The following is an 18,342-nucleotide window of genomic DNA, read 5'->3' as shown; positions in this document are numbered from 1 at the left end:
GCCTATGAAAACTGAAAACCTTAATAAAATTCTGCAAGATAATTCTCTTTCACAGGCGTCTAAAGACAGACTTGCTGCTTTGCACGGAAATATTTCTGCCAAGGAGTTTTCTGACCTGTTGGATGCAGAAGGCAATCAGTATATAGAATTTGTACAGGAAGGCGGTGGTGTTTGGGGAAGTGCATTGGTAGGTTACCTTTATGGACTGGAGATCTTCGGAATCCGTTTTTTGAAAGTTGCAGGAACCAGTGCCGGAGCAATCAATACCATGCTTATTGCAGCCTGCAAAACAAAAGAAGAACCCAAAAGTGAATTGATCAAAGATATTCTGTTCAGCTGGGATTTTGCAGATTTTATGGATGGGAAAACCTATGTAAAAACAACCCTGCACGGAATGTTGAATAATAAGAATTTCTTTAAAATCAATGCTATCATTGCTGCTATTTTATTCATTATTCTTGTCAGTATTCCTTTTGCAGTATCCCCAGGAAGTATCCTGAGTGCCAAATTAATGTTTTTAATCCCTTTGATTCCAGCAATTATCCTTTTTTTCTGTATCAAAAAATTATATAACAACTTCAGAAAAGAAAACAGTGGGCTTAATCCTGGAAATGTTTTCCAAAATACCATGAAAAATGCTCTGGAAGACTTTGGAATTAAAACGGTAGCCAATCTCAATGATAAGTTTGTACAAAAGGAGCGCGATCTCAACCTCAACTACCGTTATGGAAACGGACAGGAATATTATAACATTACATTGGAAAGCATTGAAAAAATCAGGGCAAAAAACCTTGAACATATTGACCACACCCGATATAAAATTTTCTATGACAGCGCTCTCAATAATGATTATTATAAAAACAATCCATTTTACCTGCTTCGGTCTGAATATGTTGTTATTACCACAGATATCAATGCTAAAATAAAGGTAGAACTTCCTACCATGGCCAATTTATACTGGTCTGAGGAGGAACTGAAGCACATCAGTCCGGCAGAGTTTGTGAGAGCTTCCATGTCTGTTCCTTTTTTCTTTGAACCTTTTCAGAAGAGAATCAATAAGGATGACAGTTCTGTAAAATATGCCTGGAAATTCTGGATGAATACCAGACAGGAAGATATAAATCCTGTGGGAGTCTTCATTGATGGTGGGAGTATTTCCAATTTTCCTATTGACCTGTTTCACGCAGATGAAGTTTTTTATCCCAGGATGCCTCTTTTTGGAGTGCAGCTCACCAGTGATTCTGATCTTCTTTCTGAAAGAGGAAAAACCAGTGAGGAAATTCTTAAAACTCCGCTTAGTTATGCAGGAAATATCATCAGTACTTTGCAGGGGTTTAATGACAAAGTTTTTCTTACCAAACATAGTTTCTATCGTCTGTACAGCATACAAACCGTTAATTGCGGAACCAGCAGCTGGCTGAATTTCTTCATGAAAAAGGAAGAGAAAGAAGATCTTTTCAACAGAGGTTTTCAGGCTGCCCTTGATTTCCTGAACCAATTTGACTGGGAGAAATATAAGTATGAGCGCATGATGCTTACCATTAAAGAGAAAAAAATACTGAAGGAAGAGGATACACCGACGGTGGGATAAGGATTTTTAGGTATTTTAGCCCAAAACAAAAAACTTATCATGAAATACATCTGTGAATGCTGTGGTGAAGAAAAAGAAGACTGGCCGGCTCTAGCTTATAATGCTCCTTATTTTTACTCTTGCCTTTCTGACGAAGAAATGAAAAATGCAAAGCTCACTTCGGACCTTTGTACTGTTGAGAGCCCTGAAGAAACCAATAGATTCATTCGGGCTGCTTTGATACAGGAAGTTACTGATGACTGCAGAGATCTTGATTATGGAGTCTGGGTTTCATTAAGTGAGAAGAGCTATACTGAATACGTCGAAAATTACGACAATAAAGAATTCAAAGCTGAATATTTCGGATGGCTTAATACCTATCTTCCCGACTATGATTTTTCAGAAAGCATTCCTACCACAGTTGTGGTAAACAATACCATCGGGCGTCCGTTTGTTTTCCCGCATCAAAGCTATGAACATCCTTTTGTAGATGATTTCTATAATGGAATTACGAAAGATGAGGCAGAGAAAAGGATTAACAGGGTTTTAAATAGCAAATAACATGAACTGGATTATCAGAAGTACAAAAAAAGTAAAATTTCATACTAACCTACAGGAGATTTTAAAGCCTATTTGGGAAAACCTTCCAATATATAACTGGGTTCTGACTGATCTGGATTTTGTATCTGATGATGACATTCCCATTAACTTTGAGCAAGATTTTTTCACTTTAAATCAACAGCAATTTGAGCAGATTTATCATAGCAGAACTCAAATCAATTGGGGGATAATTGCTGCTGTTCCCTATCACATCAAGCCTGATCCGATAAATATTTCCCAGGTATCCGCTGAAGATTCTAAGGTATGGGATAGCCATTACTTTTCAATTCCGGAAAGCATTTTAGAAATTACTGCTTTTGACAGTGGATATACGATTGTAAAATTTAAGGATAAAAAGCTTTCAGATACCTTTAAAGAATATTTTCAGGAACAAGCCATTGACTTAGACTCTTTCAAAGCAAAACACATTAAATAAGTAATAAATTACAAAATTTCAGAACTTATCTTAAAATCACATATCAATAAGAACAATGGGTGGATTTATAGAATTTTACAGACTGGATAAAGCAAAGATCAGAGAAAACCTGTATCCGAAAATTTCAGACACAAGTCTTCCTGATGTATTTTTAGAAGTCATTAATAAAAGTTTTGGAACCTTCCGGGATTTTCTGAAAAGCGAAAGAGAATTTTCAGGAATATTCTATGAAAAGCTTATGCTAAAACTTCAGCAAGAAGATTATACCTTAGAAAATAACGAATTTACAGCTCTTTTCGATTGGTTTACCTGGTATTATCAGAATGATCATGATGGCAACGAAGAAATCTTTGCTAATCATGGATTCGTCAGTATCTGGCATCTGACTACCCGTTATGAAGTTCCCTTACTCTTTTCAGTTACAGCCATGGGAATTGAGGAATTTTATATTCCACTTCTTGATACTTCTCCCAAATTGACCATTGATAGTATTTTAAGCAGTGATGAACTTCTTCTTATGGTTGATTACCTTATTCTTCTTTCTTTTAAAGCAGCTGTTTTCCAAAAATCACCTGACGTAGAGGAAATGAGAAAATCACTTGAAATCTCACGGTTTGATGCTTCTTTTAATCTGCATATCAGCACAGAAAAACACCTAAACACCTATCTTCAATACTCTGATTATTTGTATCGTGATGAAATGAAACATCTTCTTGAAGGCGGCTATGAATATATTCCTGATATAATGATGAAAATTAAAGAGAATCTTGGCAGCTATCAAGGACCAATTTATCTTGACCACAGTTATTGACCGAAAGAGCATCTAAAAAATCAAGGTACATAGGAACACTCTTTCCAATCCACTCATCCGAAGGATCGCGTTCTATCCCATAATAAACAAAAGGTTCTTCATATTGTGCTTTAATATAATCAAAGGTCAGCTCATAAGGTCTGAGAAGTTCCTTCATAGTATATTTATATTTTCCTGAAGCAGCATATTCTTCTTCATCAATTCCGGCCGTAACAGCCAAAGTCATTTTCTTCCCTGCCAGTTTATATCCACTGTTACTTCCGTAAGCCCAACCATGTAAAATAACCTCATCCAGCCATTGTTTAAAGAGTGGCGGACTACTGAACCAATAGAAAGGAAACTGGAATACAATAGTATCATGAGATTCCATCAGTTCCTGTTCTTTTGCTACATTAATTTTTCCGTCGGGATATGCTTTGTATAATTGATGTACTGTGTATTTTTCAGGGTATTTTTTTAATTCTTCAATCCATCTTTTATTGATGACAGATTTTTCAATTTCAGGGTGCGTGACAATCACTAAAGTCTTCATTATGTTTAAATTTCTACTGCAAAATTACTACACATTACTTACATTTCGTACATTAGCAACCTATTGTAGGGTACTATAAAAAATGTAAGTAATGACTAAAATAAAAGAAACCTCAACCAATTTTGCCAATAAAAAAGCCCTTGCAGATGAATGTCCGGAGATTTATGCATCGAATATCGTCGGTGGACAATGGGCATTGGCTATCTGCTGTTATCTCATTAATGGTAAGATGAGATTTGGTGAATTGAAGAAAAGTCTTCAGAACATTACAGAACGTATGCTTACGCTACAACTTCGAAGGCTGGAAGAAGATAAGATCATCACAAGAACCGTGTATGCTGAAGTTCCGCCCCGGGTTGAATATGAATTAACAGAAATTGGTTATAAGCTGAAACATATTATTCTTGAGTTTGAGAAATGGGGAATAGAACATAAAGAACTGATAGCAAAAGACATCCATAACAAGGAATAATATTCTACACCATAAATCGAAGATTATCTCCTGTTAGACACTATCCCACGAAGTCAAAAGCCACAAAAGCTTTACGCTTATACACTTTAGAACTTTTATATACAAAGCTTCTCACTTCAAATTACTTAAGTGATTAGTTCTTTTGTGACTTTTGTGTTAAATTTTATAGTACAAACCTTTTAATCCTTTTCCACTACTTTCCACAAAGGTTTCTCTTCTAATACTTTTGCATGAATCGGACAGGTTTCATGATGTGCCCCTTTCAAATATCCGGTACTCATCAGGAATTCATTTACAATCTCTCCTCCTGTAAACTTGAAGGTTTTCTTAAACAGTTTCATCCATTCCGGTAATGTTTTGGGATGGTGATGTTCTATCCATTTTTCAAAAGAACCGAAATCTTTTTGCAGTTCAATGATTGTTTTTGCATTCTCAATAGCGGCATTTACTTTCAGTTTATTTCTGATAATTCCACTGTCGCTCAAAAGTCTTTCACGGTCTTCTTCTGTATAGGCTGCTATTTTTTGAATATTAAAGTCATCATAAGCTTTTCTGAAACTTTCTTCTTTCTTTAAAACCGTTTCCCAGCTTAAACCTGCCTGATTGATTTCCAGAATAAGCCTTCCAAACAATTCATTATCATCGTGAATAGGAAATCCATAATAGTTATCGTGGTAGTTTTTGTGCAGCTCCTTTCTGCTTTCAGGCTGCATTCCGTCTATGGCTAAGCAATAACTCATTGAAGTATCTTTTTTAGTTTAATGGGATAAAGATAAGACAAGGTTGTGACAACTGTTAGTCAGTAGGGAGGATTTTTTAGGAAAGGAAGATGGAGGCTGGAAGTTTCTTAAGTGCGAAAGAACTTCTCAAAAGCTTTTTAATTAATGGATTATTTTTTCCAATGATTCTGAAAATCTCAATTGAAGATACAAAATTCCACTCCGCTGGAGGGGTGGCGAAAATTCAAAGAATTTTTGACGGGGTGGTTGGCAACATTCCCCAACCAACAACTTTTCGTTCGACGCCTCAATAATATTAACTAGATTAGCAATCCCAAAGTATCAGCCATGAAATCAATGTTCTCCCTTCTCCTTTCTTTGTTCTTAATTTCCATACATGCTCAGAATATTTATTCAAAAGCTTATGGAAATCAACAAAACCCTGCCATTATTTTTATTCACGGCGGACCAAGCGGCAATGCCACTCTATTCGAAGGAACGACAGCTCAGAAACTTGCGGATAAAGGATTTTATGTTATTGTCTATGACAGACGTGGTGAAGGTCGCTCGAAAGATGAAAAAGCTACAATGACCTTCAAAGAAAGTTTTGAAGATCTGAATCAGATTTATCATACTTATCATATCCCAAAAGCCCATATTCTAGCTCATAGTTTTGGGGGGATCATCGGTACACTTTTTACCAATCAGTTTCCGGAAAAAGTACAAACGTTGACACTAGCAGGCGCTTTATTTACCCAACAGGAAACCTACGATCATATTTTGAAACAGGCCAAAGAGCATTTTAAAAATGATCCTGCCCAGCTAAAAGAGATCTCCGAAATAGAAAACCTGGATAAAAATTCCGCTATTTATCGAAAAAGATGCTACGAAATTGCCAGTAAACTTAATTTTTTCAATATGCCTACTCCTACCCGGGAAAGTAGAAGCCTGAGAGAGGAATATGAAGCTGGTGAATTCTATAAAAATAATATCAGAAATCACAATTCTCCTATCAAATTCTACCAGAATGAACCTTTGAACAATCTTGATAATACCGTTATTTTAAAAGAGATCAAAAGAAAAGGTATCCCTCTTTTTGCGGTGTATGGAAAGAATGACGGAATATTCTCCGAAAAGCAACTGAACACTCTTAAGAATACCGTTGGAAAGAAGAATTTTAAACTTATAGATAACTGTTCGCACTATTTATTTGTAGATCAGCAGGATGAATTTTTAAAATTTATTGAACTTACATTAAAATAAAGTGTAGTTTTGCAGGAATGTCAGATAACAAGATCCATATGAAGACCTATAAAGCCATCATTACGATGCTTATTCTTGTGTTTTCATTGTCACCATGTTCTGTTAAAAGAGATGTTCTTGATATTTTTGACATTCAATATATCAGTGGTTTAAACAAAGTAAAGGTAACATCCGGACCTTCTTTAAACTGTGATACTTCCACTACTTCCTCAAAGATTTCCATTTCAAAAGCTGAAGCAAAATACAAATGTAAAGTATCTCTTTTAGATTTTAATGCTATAGTAAACAATACAGAGGGAGGCACTATCTTTTTTAATAAATATTCAGGGTATACCACAGGAAACAGCCCGCCGAAGTATATTTTATTTAAAAGACTGAAATTGAATCTGGTTTAAAAATTTATTTAAGCCATCAAAAATCAGTTTTTTACAATACAATATTAACTTCAATGAAACATACTACAAACAGCCAGTCTTATGACCTGGCCGGATTATATACTTTATCACTCCGAATGGTTATCGGATGGACCTATTTTTCAGCCTTCTGGCGCAGACTTGTCCTCGAAAACAAGCTTATTCCCGATGAAAAGGGATATATCGGAGAAAAATTCAATCATTTTTTACCCAATGCCCTGGGAATTAAACCTATTATAGAATATCTGGTTACCCATCCGGATGCCTTACAAAGATCTATGATGACTTTTACAATCATCGAAGCTATCGTAGGATTATTTATCATTCTCGGTCTCTTTACCCGATTAATGAGTATAGGAATTCTCAGCCTTGCACTGGGAATTTTATTAGGTTCGGGATGGCTGGGAACAACCTGTGTGGATGAATGGCAAATTGGTGTTCTTGGTGTAGCAGGTGGTTTTGTCCTGTTCCTTACGGGAAGTGGTGCATATTCTCTGGATGATTATTTTATAAAGAAAAATAAACCTTTCACTCAAACAAAATGGTTTCAGTGGCTGGGTTCCGGAATTCTTCCTATTGCTCAGCCAAAGGTATTTGTACTTGCCGGATCTCTATTGATTTTCGGGCTTACCCTTTATACCAATCAGTATTTCCATGGCGGTGTTTGGGGAACCCTGCATAATAAATCGGTAAAACCTAAACTTGAAATTTCCAATATTTCCCATAATAATTCGGAGTTAACATTCGAGGTTTACAGAACAGAAGGAGCCGATGTATATGGATCTTTCCTCATTGGCATTCATATTCTGGATAAAAACGGAAATATTTTAAAGGAAATCGATCATAAAGAGCTTTCAAAATTTTCTAAAGACCGTATTAAAAACCATTATGTGGCCAAAGTAAAACCGGGAAAACATAGTCTTATTATTCCATTAGGTGCCAAGGCAGATGTAAATATTGGGATTGATGATATTCTTCAGAAAGATGAAATTCATACTTTAAAACTGATTGACATCAGTGGGATTGAGTGGATAGAAAATGTAAATTAAATTTAGGCTTCACCAATGAAATGATGTATCGTTTTCCCCTGTACTGATTCCGTTTAATTTTCACCAAATAGGAATATAGACATAAATACAATATCCTTTCCTATTGAAAATCTATGAAGGTATAGCTGAATGAATATATTCAAATATTCTTAGGTTTTGGCTAAAGCCAAATGAATAAGGATTTATAATGAGAGCGGGCTAAAGCCCGCTCCTATTGATGTTGAGATCCGTGTATGGGGATTTGTTGTTTAACGACAAGATCTTTTATCTTTTATCTTTTATCTTTTATCTTAACAAAATCTATTTCTCCGTCACAATTACCTTGTAGGCACATGAGCTGTCAGGATTCAGTTTCAGTACTTTCATCTCAAGTAAAACATCCAGTCCCATAGTATCGCATGCTCCCTGTATAAAAGGTTCTATAACCGGCCACTTCAGCAGTCCTGCGATCTGGAGACTTTGTGTGATTTTGTGGTAGCGGTCTACTCCTTTAATCAGTAGTTCAACTCTGTGGTCATTTAATTCTTTGAAATCAAAATTATATTCGGGACTGGATGTAAAAACTGCTCCTATCAATATTTTTGCTATTGCCACAATGCCTGGCTGCAAACCTGGTTTTGTTTCCAGATTTCTCAAAGCCATTTTTGATCCGAGATCATACATAAAGGCGGTAGAAAGTTCATTAACAGCCTCTTCACCGTAAAGCTTACCTGCCTGTTTCAATAATCCACCATAAAATGCTCCTGTAATATCCGAAAGGCGCTGGGTAAGTTCTGTAAATGTTGCGGGAAAGAAATCTGAAATGATCTGATCCTGATCCATTTCAGGAAGATACACATCATTTTTTCTGAAATCTGATAATGCCATAAAAGTTTCCGGCAGTTGTATTGAATTCATACTTAAATTTTATAAAGTTCTGGTCATCAGTAGATAAAAATATTTTTAAATCATGAAATACAGTATTGATTTAAAATAATTAATGAATACATAAAACATGTATGCTCTATTTCTTTGTTGAATTTCAGAAATAGGAATTTCAGCCTTTACTTTAGTAACAAAAGATGCCTGAAAGTAATGGAAAACTATGTATTAAGTATTGGATCACAAATAAGACTGTACTATTTTGCTCCAATCTGGACCTTTTGAAAAGGTTTTATAGGGATGAGGGACTCTGTTCATATTTTTTCATTTGGTATTGTAAAGCTAAAAAAAATAAACAAATTCTCCAATAAGTGATATTGTTTTTATAAATAAATTTGGAAAGGAAGCAGGGGGCTGGAAGATGGAAGTTATTGAAGTCTGAATAATCAATGTGAGCAACCTTAATCCACTGTCATTTTAAACAAAAAAACCTCCGGAAATTCCGAAGGTTTTAATTAAAATTTAGTGCATGGCTTCACTTAAATCTATCTTTTCTTTACTTTTTCTTTCTTTTATAAATAAGATAAACGGAATACATATTAAAAATATTACGCCGAGGTAAAGAAATACATCCATATAAGATAATACTGTTGCCTGTTTGGTAACAGAGAGGTCAAGCATTTTATAAGCAGCATTCATTGCAGCATCAGGAGTCATTCCTTTTGCAATGAAACTGGCCTTCAAGGCTGCCAGTCTTTGCTGAACATCAAAACTGTTGACATCTAAATGGGAAATCAGGTTATTTCTGTAGGTCTGGCCTGCATTAGCAATGAAAGTAGTGATGGCTGCAATACCAAAGGATCCACCCAACTGTCTCATCATACCGGTAAAGGCAGCACCCTGACCAATTTCCTGCCCCTTCAGAGTACTTAATGAAAGAGATGTAATTGGAATAAACAATAATCCCAAACCTGCTCCCCTCACAATCAGCATCCAGAAGAAGGCATCTTTACTCGTATCCGGAGTTAGAATTTTGTATCCCCAGAAACTATAGACAAAGAAGATAAATAGCCCTAATGAAACCAGGATCTGTTGTTTAGCTCCTTTTGCCAATAATCTACCAATGATAGGCATCATAAAGGCCGTTGTCAGTGCAGCCGGAATCATCAATGCCCCTGACTGAAGTGCCGTCCAGCCCAAAATACTCTGAGTATACAGCGGAACAATGAATGTGGACCCATAAAGCCCAAATCCGAGTACAAATGACATCATTGTTCCAATTCTTAAATTACTGTTTTTAAGTACCCTAAGCTCCACAATCGGATACTTAAAGGTAAGTTCCCGCCAAAGGAATAATATAAATCCTAAAACAGCCGCTATGGTAAACGCTACGATCATTCCACTGGCAAACCAGTCTTCTTCATGTCCTCTTTCCAGAATGAATTGTAATGATCCCACTGTTATTGCAAGCAAAGCAATACCTATCCAGTCAACATCCGAAATTTTACGTTTTTCTGCATATTTCGGACTTCTCACAAACTGCAGCGTCATCAAAGTTGCCGCAATTCCAATCGGGATATTAATATAGAAAATATAGGGCCAGCTGAAATTATCAACAATATACCCTCCAAGAGGCGGGCCCAGTGTAGGACCAATAATTACTCCAAGACCATAAATGGCTTGTGCCATACTTCTTTTTTCAATCGGATAAGATTCCGTAATGATCGTCTGTGAGGTTACCAATAAAGCTCCCCCACCAATTCCCTGCATCAGTCTGAAAAATACCAGTTCCCAGATATTCGTTGCATTTCCGCAGAGGAATGAAAATATGGTAAATATGATAATGGAAGCTGCAAAGTAATTTCTACGCCCAAACTGCTGAGAAAGCCAGCTGGTCATCGGTACGATAATTACATTTCCGATGGCATAGGCCGTAATCACCCAGCCCACTTCTGAAAGTGTAGCTCCCAGGTTACCCTTCATTTCATTAAGGGCAACATTCACAATCGTGGAGTCCACAATTTCAAGCAGAGCACAAAGAATAGCTGTGATGGTAATAATCACTCTTCGGGCTCCATATTCTACTAATGAATCTTGCATAAGTTTTTTTCGATGTTAAAAAGTCAATGGTCAATTTTGTTACGTAAGTGAATAGTAAATTTTAAAATGATTTACTATTGATCTCTCACTTAATTGACTTTTAACAATTTTAGATATTATTTCAATGAAACCTCAGCCTTCACATTCATTCCCGTTCTTAATCTTTTTGCAATATTCTTATCAAGATTTGTAAAATCGATTTTTACAGGAAGTCTCTGAACTACTTTTACGAAGTTTCCACTCGCGTTATCTGGAGGAAGAATAGAGAATGTAGCACCAGTAGCCGGAGAGAATGAGCTTACTACTCCATCAAATTCCTTATCAGGGAAAGCATCAATCTCAATTTTTACTTTCTGACCTTCTACCATCTTGTCTACCTGCGTTTCTTTAAAATTCGCCACTACCCATTTCTGGTCATTTTTAACCAAAGCAAATAGCTGGGCTCCTGCCTGAAGATACTGACCTGCCTGTGTAGATACTTTTCCAACATATCCGTCTTCAGGAGCTAAAATTACAGTGTATGATAAGTTTAGTTTAGCATTTTCTACATCTACTTCTCTTTGTTTTGCCACTGAACTCGCTACACTGATCTGTTGAGAGCTTGCCGCCGTTTGAGAAGAAGCGATAGTAGTCTGCTGAGCAATCTGATTTCTTTGCTCTACCAATACCTGAAGCTGTTTATCTGCAGACTGCTTTGCAGCCAGAGCCTGCTCATACTGCTGTTCTGTAATAGAATGATCTTTTACAAGATTTGCATATCTTTTTAAATCCTGAGAAGTTTTCCAAACGTTTACTTTCGCAGCTTCAATCTGTGCATTGGCTGTTGCTACAGCGGCTTCAGAGCTATTGATATTCTTAGAAGTAGCAGTAGTAGTAGCTTCTGCTGTAGAAATATTACTTTTTGCTGTTGTTAATGCAGCCTGTGACTGTTCAAGAGCCATTTTCTGATCTCTGTTATCTAAAATCACAAGCGTGTCCCCTTTCTTTACGAACTGGTTATCTTTTACCTTTACCTCAGCTACATATCCTGAGATTTTGGAAATTACCGGTGCCATATTGGAAGTAATCTGAGCATCATCAGTTTCTTCATGATACTGTCCGTAGCTGTATGCTCTGTAACCGTAGATTCCTCCTCCGATTACGACAGCTGCTAAAATAATAGGAAAAACTAAACTTTTTTTCTTTTTAGGTTCAACGTCCTGTGTATTTTTATTTTCCATTTTGGTTTCGATCTGATTATTTAATTGTTAAAGTTCCTGTTGTTTGCAATAGTTTTCTGTAAGCTAAAGCGGCGTCTGCCTTTGCATTGATTACGCCAACGTTAGCTGCAATCTGAGCAGCATCTGCATCCAGTAATTCTGTCATGGTTGCAAGGCCGTTGTCATATTTGTTTTTTGTAATTCTGTAGTTTTCATTAGCCTGCTCAGCTGATTTTTCAAAAACAGAAATTCTCTTTTTAGAAAAGTCTGTATTCTGATACTCCCTGTTCACATCAAGCTTAATGTTATCATTCAGTAATTCGTCGGTAGCTGCCAATTGCTTTTCTCTTGCCTGTGACTGTCTTAATGATGAGTTTTCTTTCCAGATATTGGATAAGTTGTAAGAAATTCCGATTCCTACATTTAATGCATTATACACGGTAAGAAACTTAGGAATATCTGCTGCTACATAACCGCCGGTGAATGCCAATGAAGGCAGGTTTTCTGCCTTAGCAGCTTTTGTTCCCAATTCTGCTGCTTTTCTTTGTTGAACTAAAGCCTGAAGGTCCTTACGGTTTTCTCTGGCTTCGTTTACATAAAAGTCAACAGCTTTTACCTCCGAGCCTTCTTCAATATAATTCTGATCCACTTCAAGTTCTGTATTATCAGGAAGTCCTAATAGCAAATCCATATTGATGTTCGCAATATTGTAGTTGTTTTTAGCTTCAAGTAACTGAAGTTCAATATTAGAAGTCTGAAGATTGGCTTTTAACCTGTCGTTTCTGGCAATCAATCCGTTGTTTTCCATTTTAAGGAAAGTTTCGTCTCTCTTCTGGGAAGCGGCAAGATTTTCTTCAAAAACTTTGATTGACTGATTGGCTTTAAACAGGTTATTATAAGCCTGGGCAACATTATAAGCAATAGCAGTCTTATTATTTTCAGTGCTTAACTTTGATGCTTCTACCAGATATTTTGCTGACTGAATCCCATATTTGATTCTTCCGCCACTGTAAATAGGAACACTAAGATTAGCAGAACCATACAATACCTGATGAATCTCCGGACCACCCGCTCCACCTGAAGCTCCTCCAAGTTTCATATCTACTGTCGGTTTCATCGGAAGGTACATATAACTTCCTGAAATCTTCAGTTCCGGAAGCTGTCTGTTTTTAGCTTCCAAAAGATCAGCGGTAGCCTCCTCGATCTTGGCTGCGTCGATCTTGAGATTCTTGCTGTTCTGGATTCCCAGCTGCACAGCTTCGTCAAGAGAAAGGGTCTTTTTCTCCTGAGCATTTGCATTTGCTATTCCTACGAATAGTGATAATGCAATCACTGAGTTATTTATTCTCTTCATAACCTAAAAGGTCTTTTAGTAAATGTTTTATATGTTTGTTAAGTTCTGTATAGTATTTTTCGTCAAAAACACTCTCTTCTTCTGTATTATTCAGGAATTCCTTATACATTGGCTTGGCATTAAGGGCATAGAATAAGGTTCCGCTTACCGTGGAATGAAGAAGGTAAATAGGAGGATTCTTTGTGAAAATTCCTTTTTTCAAACCCCGCTCCAACAATTGAGAATACATGGAAATGAATCCTATTTTTGTTTCCTTTAAAAATTCTAAAATCTGAGGGTTTTCGGCGTGTAACTGTTCTCTCTGCATAATCCTGTAAAAACATTTGTGATTTTTGATTCTGTTAGAGAACTGATCTATTATTTTTACAATTTTCTCCCACTCATTGATATCAGTCCGTTCCAGGATTTCATTTGAAAAAAACTGTCCTTCCTTCATTCTATACTCCACCAGTTTCTCATAAAGCTTTTCCTTAGAACCAAAATAATACGAAATCATAGAGATATTTACATTAGCCGCTTTTGCAATTTCCCGGGTTGAAGTTCCTTCAAAACCCTTCTCTGCAAAGAGCTTTTCTGCTGCGAATAATATATTTTCTTCTTTTGAAACCATGTTAGTGTTCATTTTTCAGGGTGCAAATTTACACAAGTTTTGAAATAAATCAAACGATTGATTGATTTTTTAATATAGATTTAATTTATATTTACAAAAAACAAACTCTATGGGCTTATTCGATTTCTTTTTTAAGATATTTAAGAGAGAGAAAAAACAACAGACAGATGAAGGAACTTTTAAGAATGACTTTACGCATGAGGTGATCACCACTTCACTCACCGAAGAGATATCTGTTCCATTAGAAGAAACAACTACTCCATTTACCGAAGAGACGAATACCAAATCTATTGAAGAAACACCAGTAGAATTAGAAGAAACCGCTTTTCCGCTAAATGAAGAAGGAAATCGTTTCGATCTTGAAATCATAGAAGCTTTCAGAAGATATCATTGTAATCCAAATCTTGATGTCAGTTTTCCTCTCGATGATGACAGAGGTAATAGCATTTCTCCCCATCAAGCCTATGGAACTCTTTTCAAGGAATGGGCAGGCATTCAGTCAAAATGGGACCGTATATCATTATTTTACCAATTCTGGGATCAGTCTCAATTTGAAAAACTTGAGCAGTGGCAAGTGATTGAAAGGTTTGTAAAAGATCGTTATTCAAAAAAGGCACTTCAGTATTTTGAAGAAAGTATGTCAGATAAAAGACAGTTGACAGGCGAAGAGCTTGTTTCGCTTTCAAAACTTCATCGTGTATTACTGAATAATCATGCAGCAAAGGAATATATTGAAACAGCTTATCAAAACTATCCGGAAGATGATGCTGTAAAAGTAGAATATGCCACAGTACTTCATATCATAGGAAATCACTCTGAAAAAGAAAGTTCTCATGCGTTGTTTCATGAAGTGCTGGATAAAAAAATACAACAGAGTGATACGGAATCTGTCTTCGAATGTTTCAAATTCTCAGAAGGTTATACAGACTCTTCTATTTTCGCAATGCTGTATCTTATAAACACTGAGGCAGATAATGAGACATGGGACTATGTCTCAGAAGAATATTATTATTGCCCTGTCTTCAGATATGAACATGCAGTACAATTAGCTCAAACAGATCAGTCTTTGAGAGCTCTGGCAAAGCTTACTTCTTTAAGCCAGGAATTCCCCTGGTTCAGAACAGCTCTTGAAAGTACCATTGGTAATATTAGATCAATGCGAAAGCAGCTCAACGATCCGGATTTCATGGAGAAAGAACTTCAGGAATTCCAAGCTTCATTAAAAAATTTATAAAGTAAACAAAAAAGTATTACATTTAGACACTTAAAAAATTTTAAAATCATGAAAAAAACAATCTCAATTCTTGCTATCGGTTTATTTGCATTCAGCTATGCTCAGGAAAAACCTAAAGAAGGAGGCTGCTGTGCCGGAAAAGATAAAAAAGAATGTTCTGTAAAGGATAAAAAAGCATGTTCGGATGCTCACCATAAAGGTTGTGATGCAAAAGCAAAAACAGCTGATAACGCTTCAAAAAAGGTATCAAAAGAAAAGAAAGCGGCTTAAATTGCACTACTGCTTAAAAAACAAACTCCGGAAAATTTCCGGAGTTTTATTTTATGTACTTTTATGAATATATCTCGATAATTTTATCCCAAGATCGGTCCAGACAATTTTAGGATTTCCGTTTCTTGTAAGATGCAGATCTGCAGTATTGATCTCCTCCAGAATGTTTTCAATATTGGCACCACTGATAAATTTTGAAAAACCTGCCCAGTTAAATCCATTAGCATCAATCTTTTTATAGACCAGATTCTCCGACTGATAATTCTGAAGAAGCGCCAATCTGAAAATTTCGGAACAGTAATTTAAAAAATTCTTCTGCTTTTCCCTATTCCAGCCTGCTATTTCCCTTGCCCAGATAATAATACTTCTGAGGTACTCCGGTTTTTTCTTCACCATAAAGGCATCACGAACCCATTGTACAAAGAGCTTTTCAAATTCATTGCTTTTGTCGCCTGAATTAAGAAGTTTTATAGCATCATTAAGGTTTCCCTGCGCTTCATGAATAATTTCTCTTGATTTTTCTTCAGAAACAGAGAATTTCTTTTTTAAATAGATTCCAAGATCTTCATCATGAATTCTTGGAACTTCTACGACCTGAGTACGGGAAAGTATGGTAGGAAGAATATCATTCGTACTCTCTGCAGTAAGAAGAATTATGGTTTTTGCCGGCGGTTCTTCAAGAAACTTCAGAAACTTGTTGGATGCTGCTATGTTCATTTTATCAGCTCTCCAGACGATCAGGATTTTAGTTCCCCCTTCAAAGCTTTTTAAAGCAAATTTCTGATTTTGGTCATCAATTTCATCTGCAGAAATGAAAAGCTGTTTATTTTCTGATTCCAAAAAAGCAGTCCAGTCATCGTAGCTTGCATACGGAGAAGCCAGAATCATTTCCCTGAATTCTTCAAATTTATTTTTACTTAAAGAGTTTTTATTATCTGTAAAAACAGGGAAACTGAAGTGCAGATCAAGGTGATTAAGATGTTCTACTTTTGAAGCTGCATGCTCGTTCTCCTGACTTAAAATCTCCTTTGCATAAGCCAATACCATAGGTAAAGTTCCATATCCTTCCTTTCCTACGAAAAGCTGGGCATGGCTTACTCTATTTTCAGTAATGCTTTCTCTAAGAAGTTTTTTCAGATTTTCCTGTCCGGCGATATTCTCCCAATTCATGTTTCAAAGATAAGAAATCGGGAATAAATTTGGGGTAAAGAAATTTATGAGTGAAGCAGATTCATTATTATCTATTCTTTTAAGCACTGTGAATGGTCAATTTTTGTTTCCCGAAGACAATAATGAATATATGGGAAAAAAAATTTACATGCAAAACTGATTCTTTGTTCATCATTCACGTCAGTTTCAATAGTGAATTATTAATCAACAACATACAAGTTGACAAATGAAGTAAACTTGCCTTTCACAATTGATATTAATAATCTGTAAAGATTAAAAATTCCCCATGATACCAGCCCTTAACAAACTTTAACCACATATAATTTTTACAATTCATTAATATTTAAGATATTTGCGCATTGTTTTAAAAATAAAGAATGAAAAAAATCTTTGTAGTATCATTCATATCAGTTGGATATTTTCTAAATGCACAGAGTCTAAGTAACTCGCCCTATGCAAAATACGGAATTGGAGATGTAAAATATGATAATACGATCGAAACTGCTTCCATGGGAGGTATCTCAACCGCTTTTATAAGTGATTTTACGAGTAGTTTCAACTTTGCAAACCCTGCAAACAACGCGAATTTCGAACTTACAAGTATCAGACTGGAAGCTACCAACGAAAATAACTATTTCAAATCGAATTTTAACGATATGAAATCTACAAAGCATTCTACGTATCTTTCTAATATATCATTGGCATTTCCTATTTCCTCAAAAGTTAAAATGGGACTTTCCTATCAGCCATACAGCTCAAAAAGCTATGATATTCTGAATGACGAGGTAGTAAACAAAACAGAAGGGGACATTACCAATAGTATTACTTACCGAAACCAATTTAAAGGGAGTGGAAGTGTAAGCACTGCCGCAGTGGCCGTATCTTATAAAGTCAACCAGGAATTCTCTGTGGGAGCAAGAGCCAATTTATATTTCGGAGACCTTTATGATCTTACTGAGCTTAGCGCCAACAATTCGGAATATATCAATGGGTATGAAACGAAAAACAGAATCAGGAATTTCAACTTTACTTTAGGTACCAGCTACCAGAAGCTAAATACCCGTACCGATAAAAAATTAACCATCGGAGCAACGGCTACATTCGGGAATACCAGCAACATGGTAACTGAATATAACAACAGTACTTACAGATACATTGATGCAGCAGGTACTAAAGGAGATGAAATTTTTATTGATCATAAGGAAGCCAAATCTAAAAACCTTATTCCATTACAGGCATCCGTAGGGGTTGGATATGGAAGCGATAACCATTGGTTCCTTTCCGGGCAGATTGATTATAAAAAAGGAGAAGATATTTCTTATTTCGGAACCTCTTACAGCCTGCAGGATACTTACAGAATTTCTGCCGGAGGATGGTATCTACCCAATTACAATAACTTCAGAAATTACTTCTCAAGAGTAGTCTACAGATATGGAGCTTTCTATGAAAGAGGAAACCTAAAACTGGAAGGTAACAGTATTAACAAGTTCGGTATTTCTGCCGGTGTAATGCTTCCATTCAAAAACAGCAGTATCACAAGAATGAGTGGTCTTGAAATTGGAGTAGAACTGGGGAAAAGAGGTACTCTTAAGAACAACCTTATCAACCAGAACTTTATCAACCTGAAAATCGGCTTTAATTTTGCTGATAAATGGTTCAGAAAGTCTCTTTATAACTAG

Annotated in this window: 19 protein-coding genes; 11 read left to right on the top strand and 8 right to left on the bottom strand. The window is 36.1% G+C overall.

The window, feature by feature from the left end; translation table 11 throughout:
- Positions 1 to 4: 4 nt before the first annotated feature.
- From DRF65_RS12890 to DRF65_RS12875, 4 genes are read left to right on the top strand one after another with little or no spacing between them, the layout of a single operon-like run.
- Positions 5 to 1,591 carry a patatin-like phospholipase family protein gene (locus DRF65_RS12890; protein ID WP_115971175.1) on the top strand — a complete coding sequence of 529 codons (1,587 nt, stop codon included), beginning with the start codon at positions 5 to 7 and terminating at the stop codon, positions 1,589 to 1,591.
- Between the two features lie 39 nt (positions 1,592 to 1,630).
- On the top strand, positions 1,631 to 2,131 hold the full coding sequence (locus tag DRF65_RS12885; protein ID WP_115971174.1) for a DUF2199 domain-containing protein: 501 nt from the start codon (positions 1,631 to 1,633) through the stop codon (positions 2,129 to 2,131).
- A 1-nt stretch (position 2,132) separates the two neighbouring features.
- Positions 2,133 to 2,606 carry a hypothetical protein gene (locus DRF65_RS12880; protein WP_115971173.1) on the top strand — a complete coding sequence of 158 codons (474 nt, stop codon included), beginning with the start codon at positions 2,133 to 2,135 and terminating at the stop codon, positions 2,604 to 2,606.
- A gap of 55 nt (positions 2,607 to 2,661) precedes the next feature.
- The gene (locus DRF65_RS12875; protein ID WP_115971172.1) at positions 2,662 to 3,417 is read left to right on the top strand and encodes a hypothetical protein; all 756 of its coding nucleotides are present in this window, start codon (positions 2,662 to 2,664) and stop codon (positions 3,415 to 3,417) included.
- Here DRF65_RS12875 and DRF65_RS12870 read toward each other — a convergent pair.
- Positions 3,362 to 3,949: an NAD(P)H-dependent oxidoreductase gene (locus DRF65_RS12870; protein ID WP_115971171.1), complete on the bottom strand. Its 588-nt coding sequence runs from the start codon at positions 3,947 to 3,949 to the stop codon at positions 3,362 to 3,364. The genes DRF65_RS12875 and DRF65_RS12870 overlap by 56 nt on opposite strands.
- 91 nt (positions 3,950 to 4,040) lie before the next feature.
- Between DRF65_RS12870 and DRF65_RS12865 the strand changes: the two genes are divergently transcribed.
- Entirely contained in the window at positions 4,041 to 4,421 is a 381-nt protein-coding gene (locus DRF65_RS12865) for a winged helix-turn-helix transcriptional regulator (protein ID WP_115971170.1), read from the top strand.
- Positions 4,422 to 4,600: 179 nt separating this feature from the next.
- On the opposite strand, the gene DRF65_RS12860 is transcribed toward DRF65_RS12865, so the two are convergent.
- Positions 4,601 to 5,161, bottom strand: coding sequence for a DNA-3-methyladenine glycosylase I (locus DRF65_RS12860; protein WP_115971169.1), 561 nt, complete (start codon positions 5,159 to 5,161; stop codon positions 4,601 to 4,603).
- 327 nt (positions 5,162 to 5,488) lie between these two features.
- Here DRF65_RS12860 and DRF65_RS12850 point away from each other — a divergent pair, with 327 nt between their 5' ends.
- From DRF65_RS12850 to DRF65_RS12840, 3 genes are read left to right on the top strand one after another with little or no spacing between them, the layout of a single operon-like run.
- Positions 5,489 to 6,403 (top strand): alpha/beta hydrolase, encoded by a 915-nt coding sequence (locus tag DRF65_RS12850; protein WP_115971167.1) that lies wholly within the window; start codon positions 5,489 to 5,491, stop codon positions 6,401 to 6,403.
- A 38-nt stretch (positions 6,404 to 6,441) separates the two neighbouring features.
- Positions 6,442 to 6,798, top strand: a complete 357-nt coding sequence (locus tag DRF65_RS12845; RefSeq protein WP_123947335.1) for a hypothetical protein — start codon at positions 6,442 to 6,444, stop codon at positions 6,796 to 6,798.
- Positions 6,799 to 6,851: 53 nt separating this feature from the next.
- Entirely contained in the window at positions 6,852 to 7,865 is a 1,014-nt protein-coding gene (locus DRF65_RS12840) for a TQO small subunit DoxD (protein WP_115971165.1), read from the top strand.
- A gap of 300 nt (positions 7,866 to 8,165) precedes the next feature.
- Here the strand turns inward: DRF65_RS12840 and DRF65_RS12835 are convergent, their stop codons facing one another.
- The 5 genes from DRF65_RS12835 to DRF65_RS12815 form a co-directional block, all read right to left on the bottom strand.
- Positions 8,166 to 8,762 carry a hypothetical protein gene (locus DRF65_RS12835; protein WP_115971164.1) on the bottom strand — a complete coding sequence of 199 codons (597 nt, stop codon included), beginning with the start codon at positions 8,760 to 8,762 and terminating at the stop codon, positions 8,166 to 8,168.
- A 486-nt stretch (positions 8,763 to 9,248) separates the two neighbouring features.
- Positions 9,249 to 10,826 carry a DHA2 family efflux MFS transporter permease subunit gene (locus tag DRF65_RS12830; protein WP_115971163.1) on the bottom strand — a complete coding sequence of 526 codons (1,578 nt, stop codon included), beginning with the start codon at positions 10,824 to 10,826 and terminating at the stop codon, positions 9,249 to 9,251.
- 116 nt (positions 10,827 to 10,942) lie between these two features.
- A complete protein-coding gene (locus DRF65_RS12825; protein ID WP_115971162.1) occupies positions 10,943 to 12,046 on the bottom strand; it encodes an HlyD family secretion protein in 1,104 nt (367 codons plus the stop codon).
- Between the two features lie 16 nt (positions 12,047 to 12,062).
- Positions 12,063 to 13,379 (bottom strand): TolC family protein, encoded by a 1,317-nt coding sequence (locus DRF65_RS12820; RefSeq protein ID WP_115971161.1) that lies wholly within the window; start codon positions 13,377 to 13,379, stop codon positions 12,063 to 12,065.
- Positions 13,363 to 14,001 (bottom strand): TetR/AcrR family transcriptional regulator, encoded by a 639-nt coding sequence (locus DRF65_RS12815; RefSeq protein WP_165852219.1) that lies wholly within the window; start codon positions 13,999 to 14,001, stop codon positions 13,363 to 13,365. Before DRF65_RS12815 ends, DRF65_RS12820 begins: the two co-directional genes overlap by 17 nt.
- Before the next feature lie 97 nt (positions 14,002 to 14,098).
- Between DRF65_RS12815 and DRF65_RS12810 the strand changes: the two genes are divergently transcribed.
- Positions 14,099 to 15,223 carry a hypothetical protein gene (locus DRF65_RS12810; protein WP_115971159.1) on the top strand — a complete coding sequence of 375 codons (1,125 nt, stop codon included), beginning with the start codon at positions 14,099 to 14,101 and terminating at the stop codon, positions 15,221 to 15,223.
- Between the two features lie 48 nt (positions 15,224 to 15,271).
- The gene (locus tag DRF65_RS12805) at positions 15,272 to 15,493 is read left to right on the top strand and encodes a hypothetical protein (protein ID WP_115971158.1); all 222 of its coding nucleotides are present in this window, start codon (positions 15,272 to 15,274) and stop codon (positions 15,491 to 15,493) included.
- A 51-nt stretch (positions 15,494 to 15,544) separates the two neighbouring features.
- Here DRF65_RS12805 and DRF65_RS12800 read toward each other — a convergent pair whose 3' ends face one another.
- Positions 15,545 to 16,663, bottom strand: a complete 1,119-nt coding sequence (locus DRF65_RS12800) for a DNA polymerase III subunit (RefSeq protein WP_115971157.1) — start codon at positions 16,661 to 16,663, stop codon at positions 15,545 to 15,547.
- Between the two features lie 377 nt (positions 16,664 to 17,040).
- On the opposite strand from DRF65_RS12800, the gene DRF65_RS12795 reads away from it, so the two are divergent.
- Positions 17,041 to 18,342 (top strand): hypothetical protein, encoded by a 1,302-nt coding sequence (locus DRF65_RS12795; protein ID WP_115971156.1) that lies wholly within the window; start codon positions 17,041 to 17,043, stop codon positions 18,340 to 18,342.

The sequence above is a fragment of the Chryseobacterium pennae genome (assembly GCF_003385515.1).
Taxonomy (GTDB): domain Bacteria; phylum Bacteroidota; class Bacteroidia; order Flavobacteriales; family Weeksellaceae; genus Chryseobacterium; species Chryseobacterium pennae.
The sequence above is the reverse complement of the archived record's forward strand: the minus strand, read 5'-3'. Positions and strand labels throughout refer to the sequence as shown.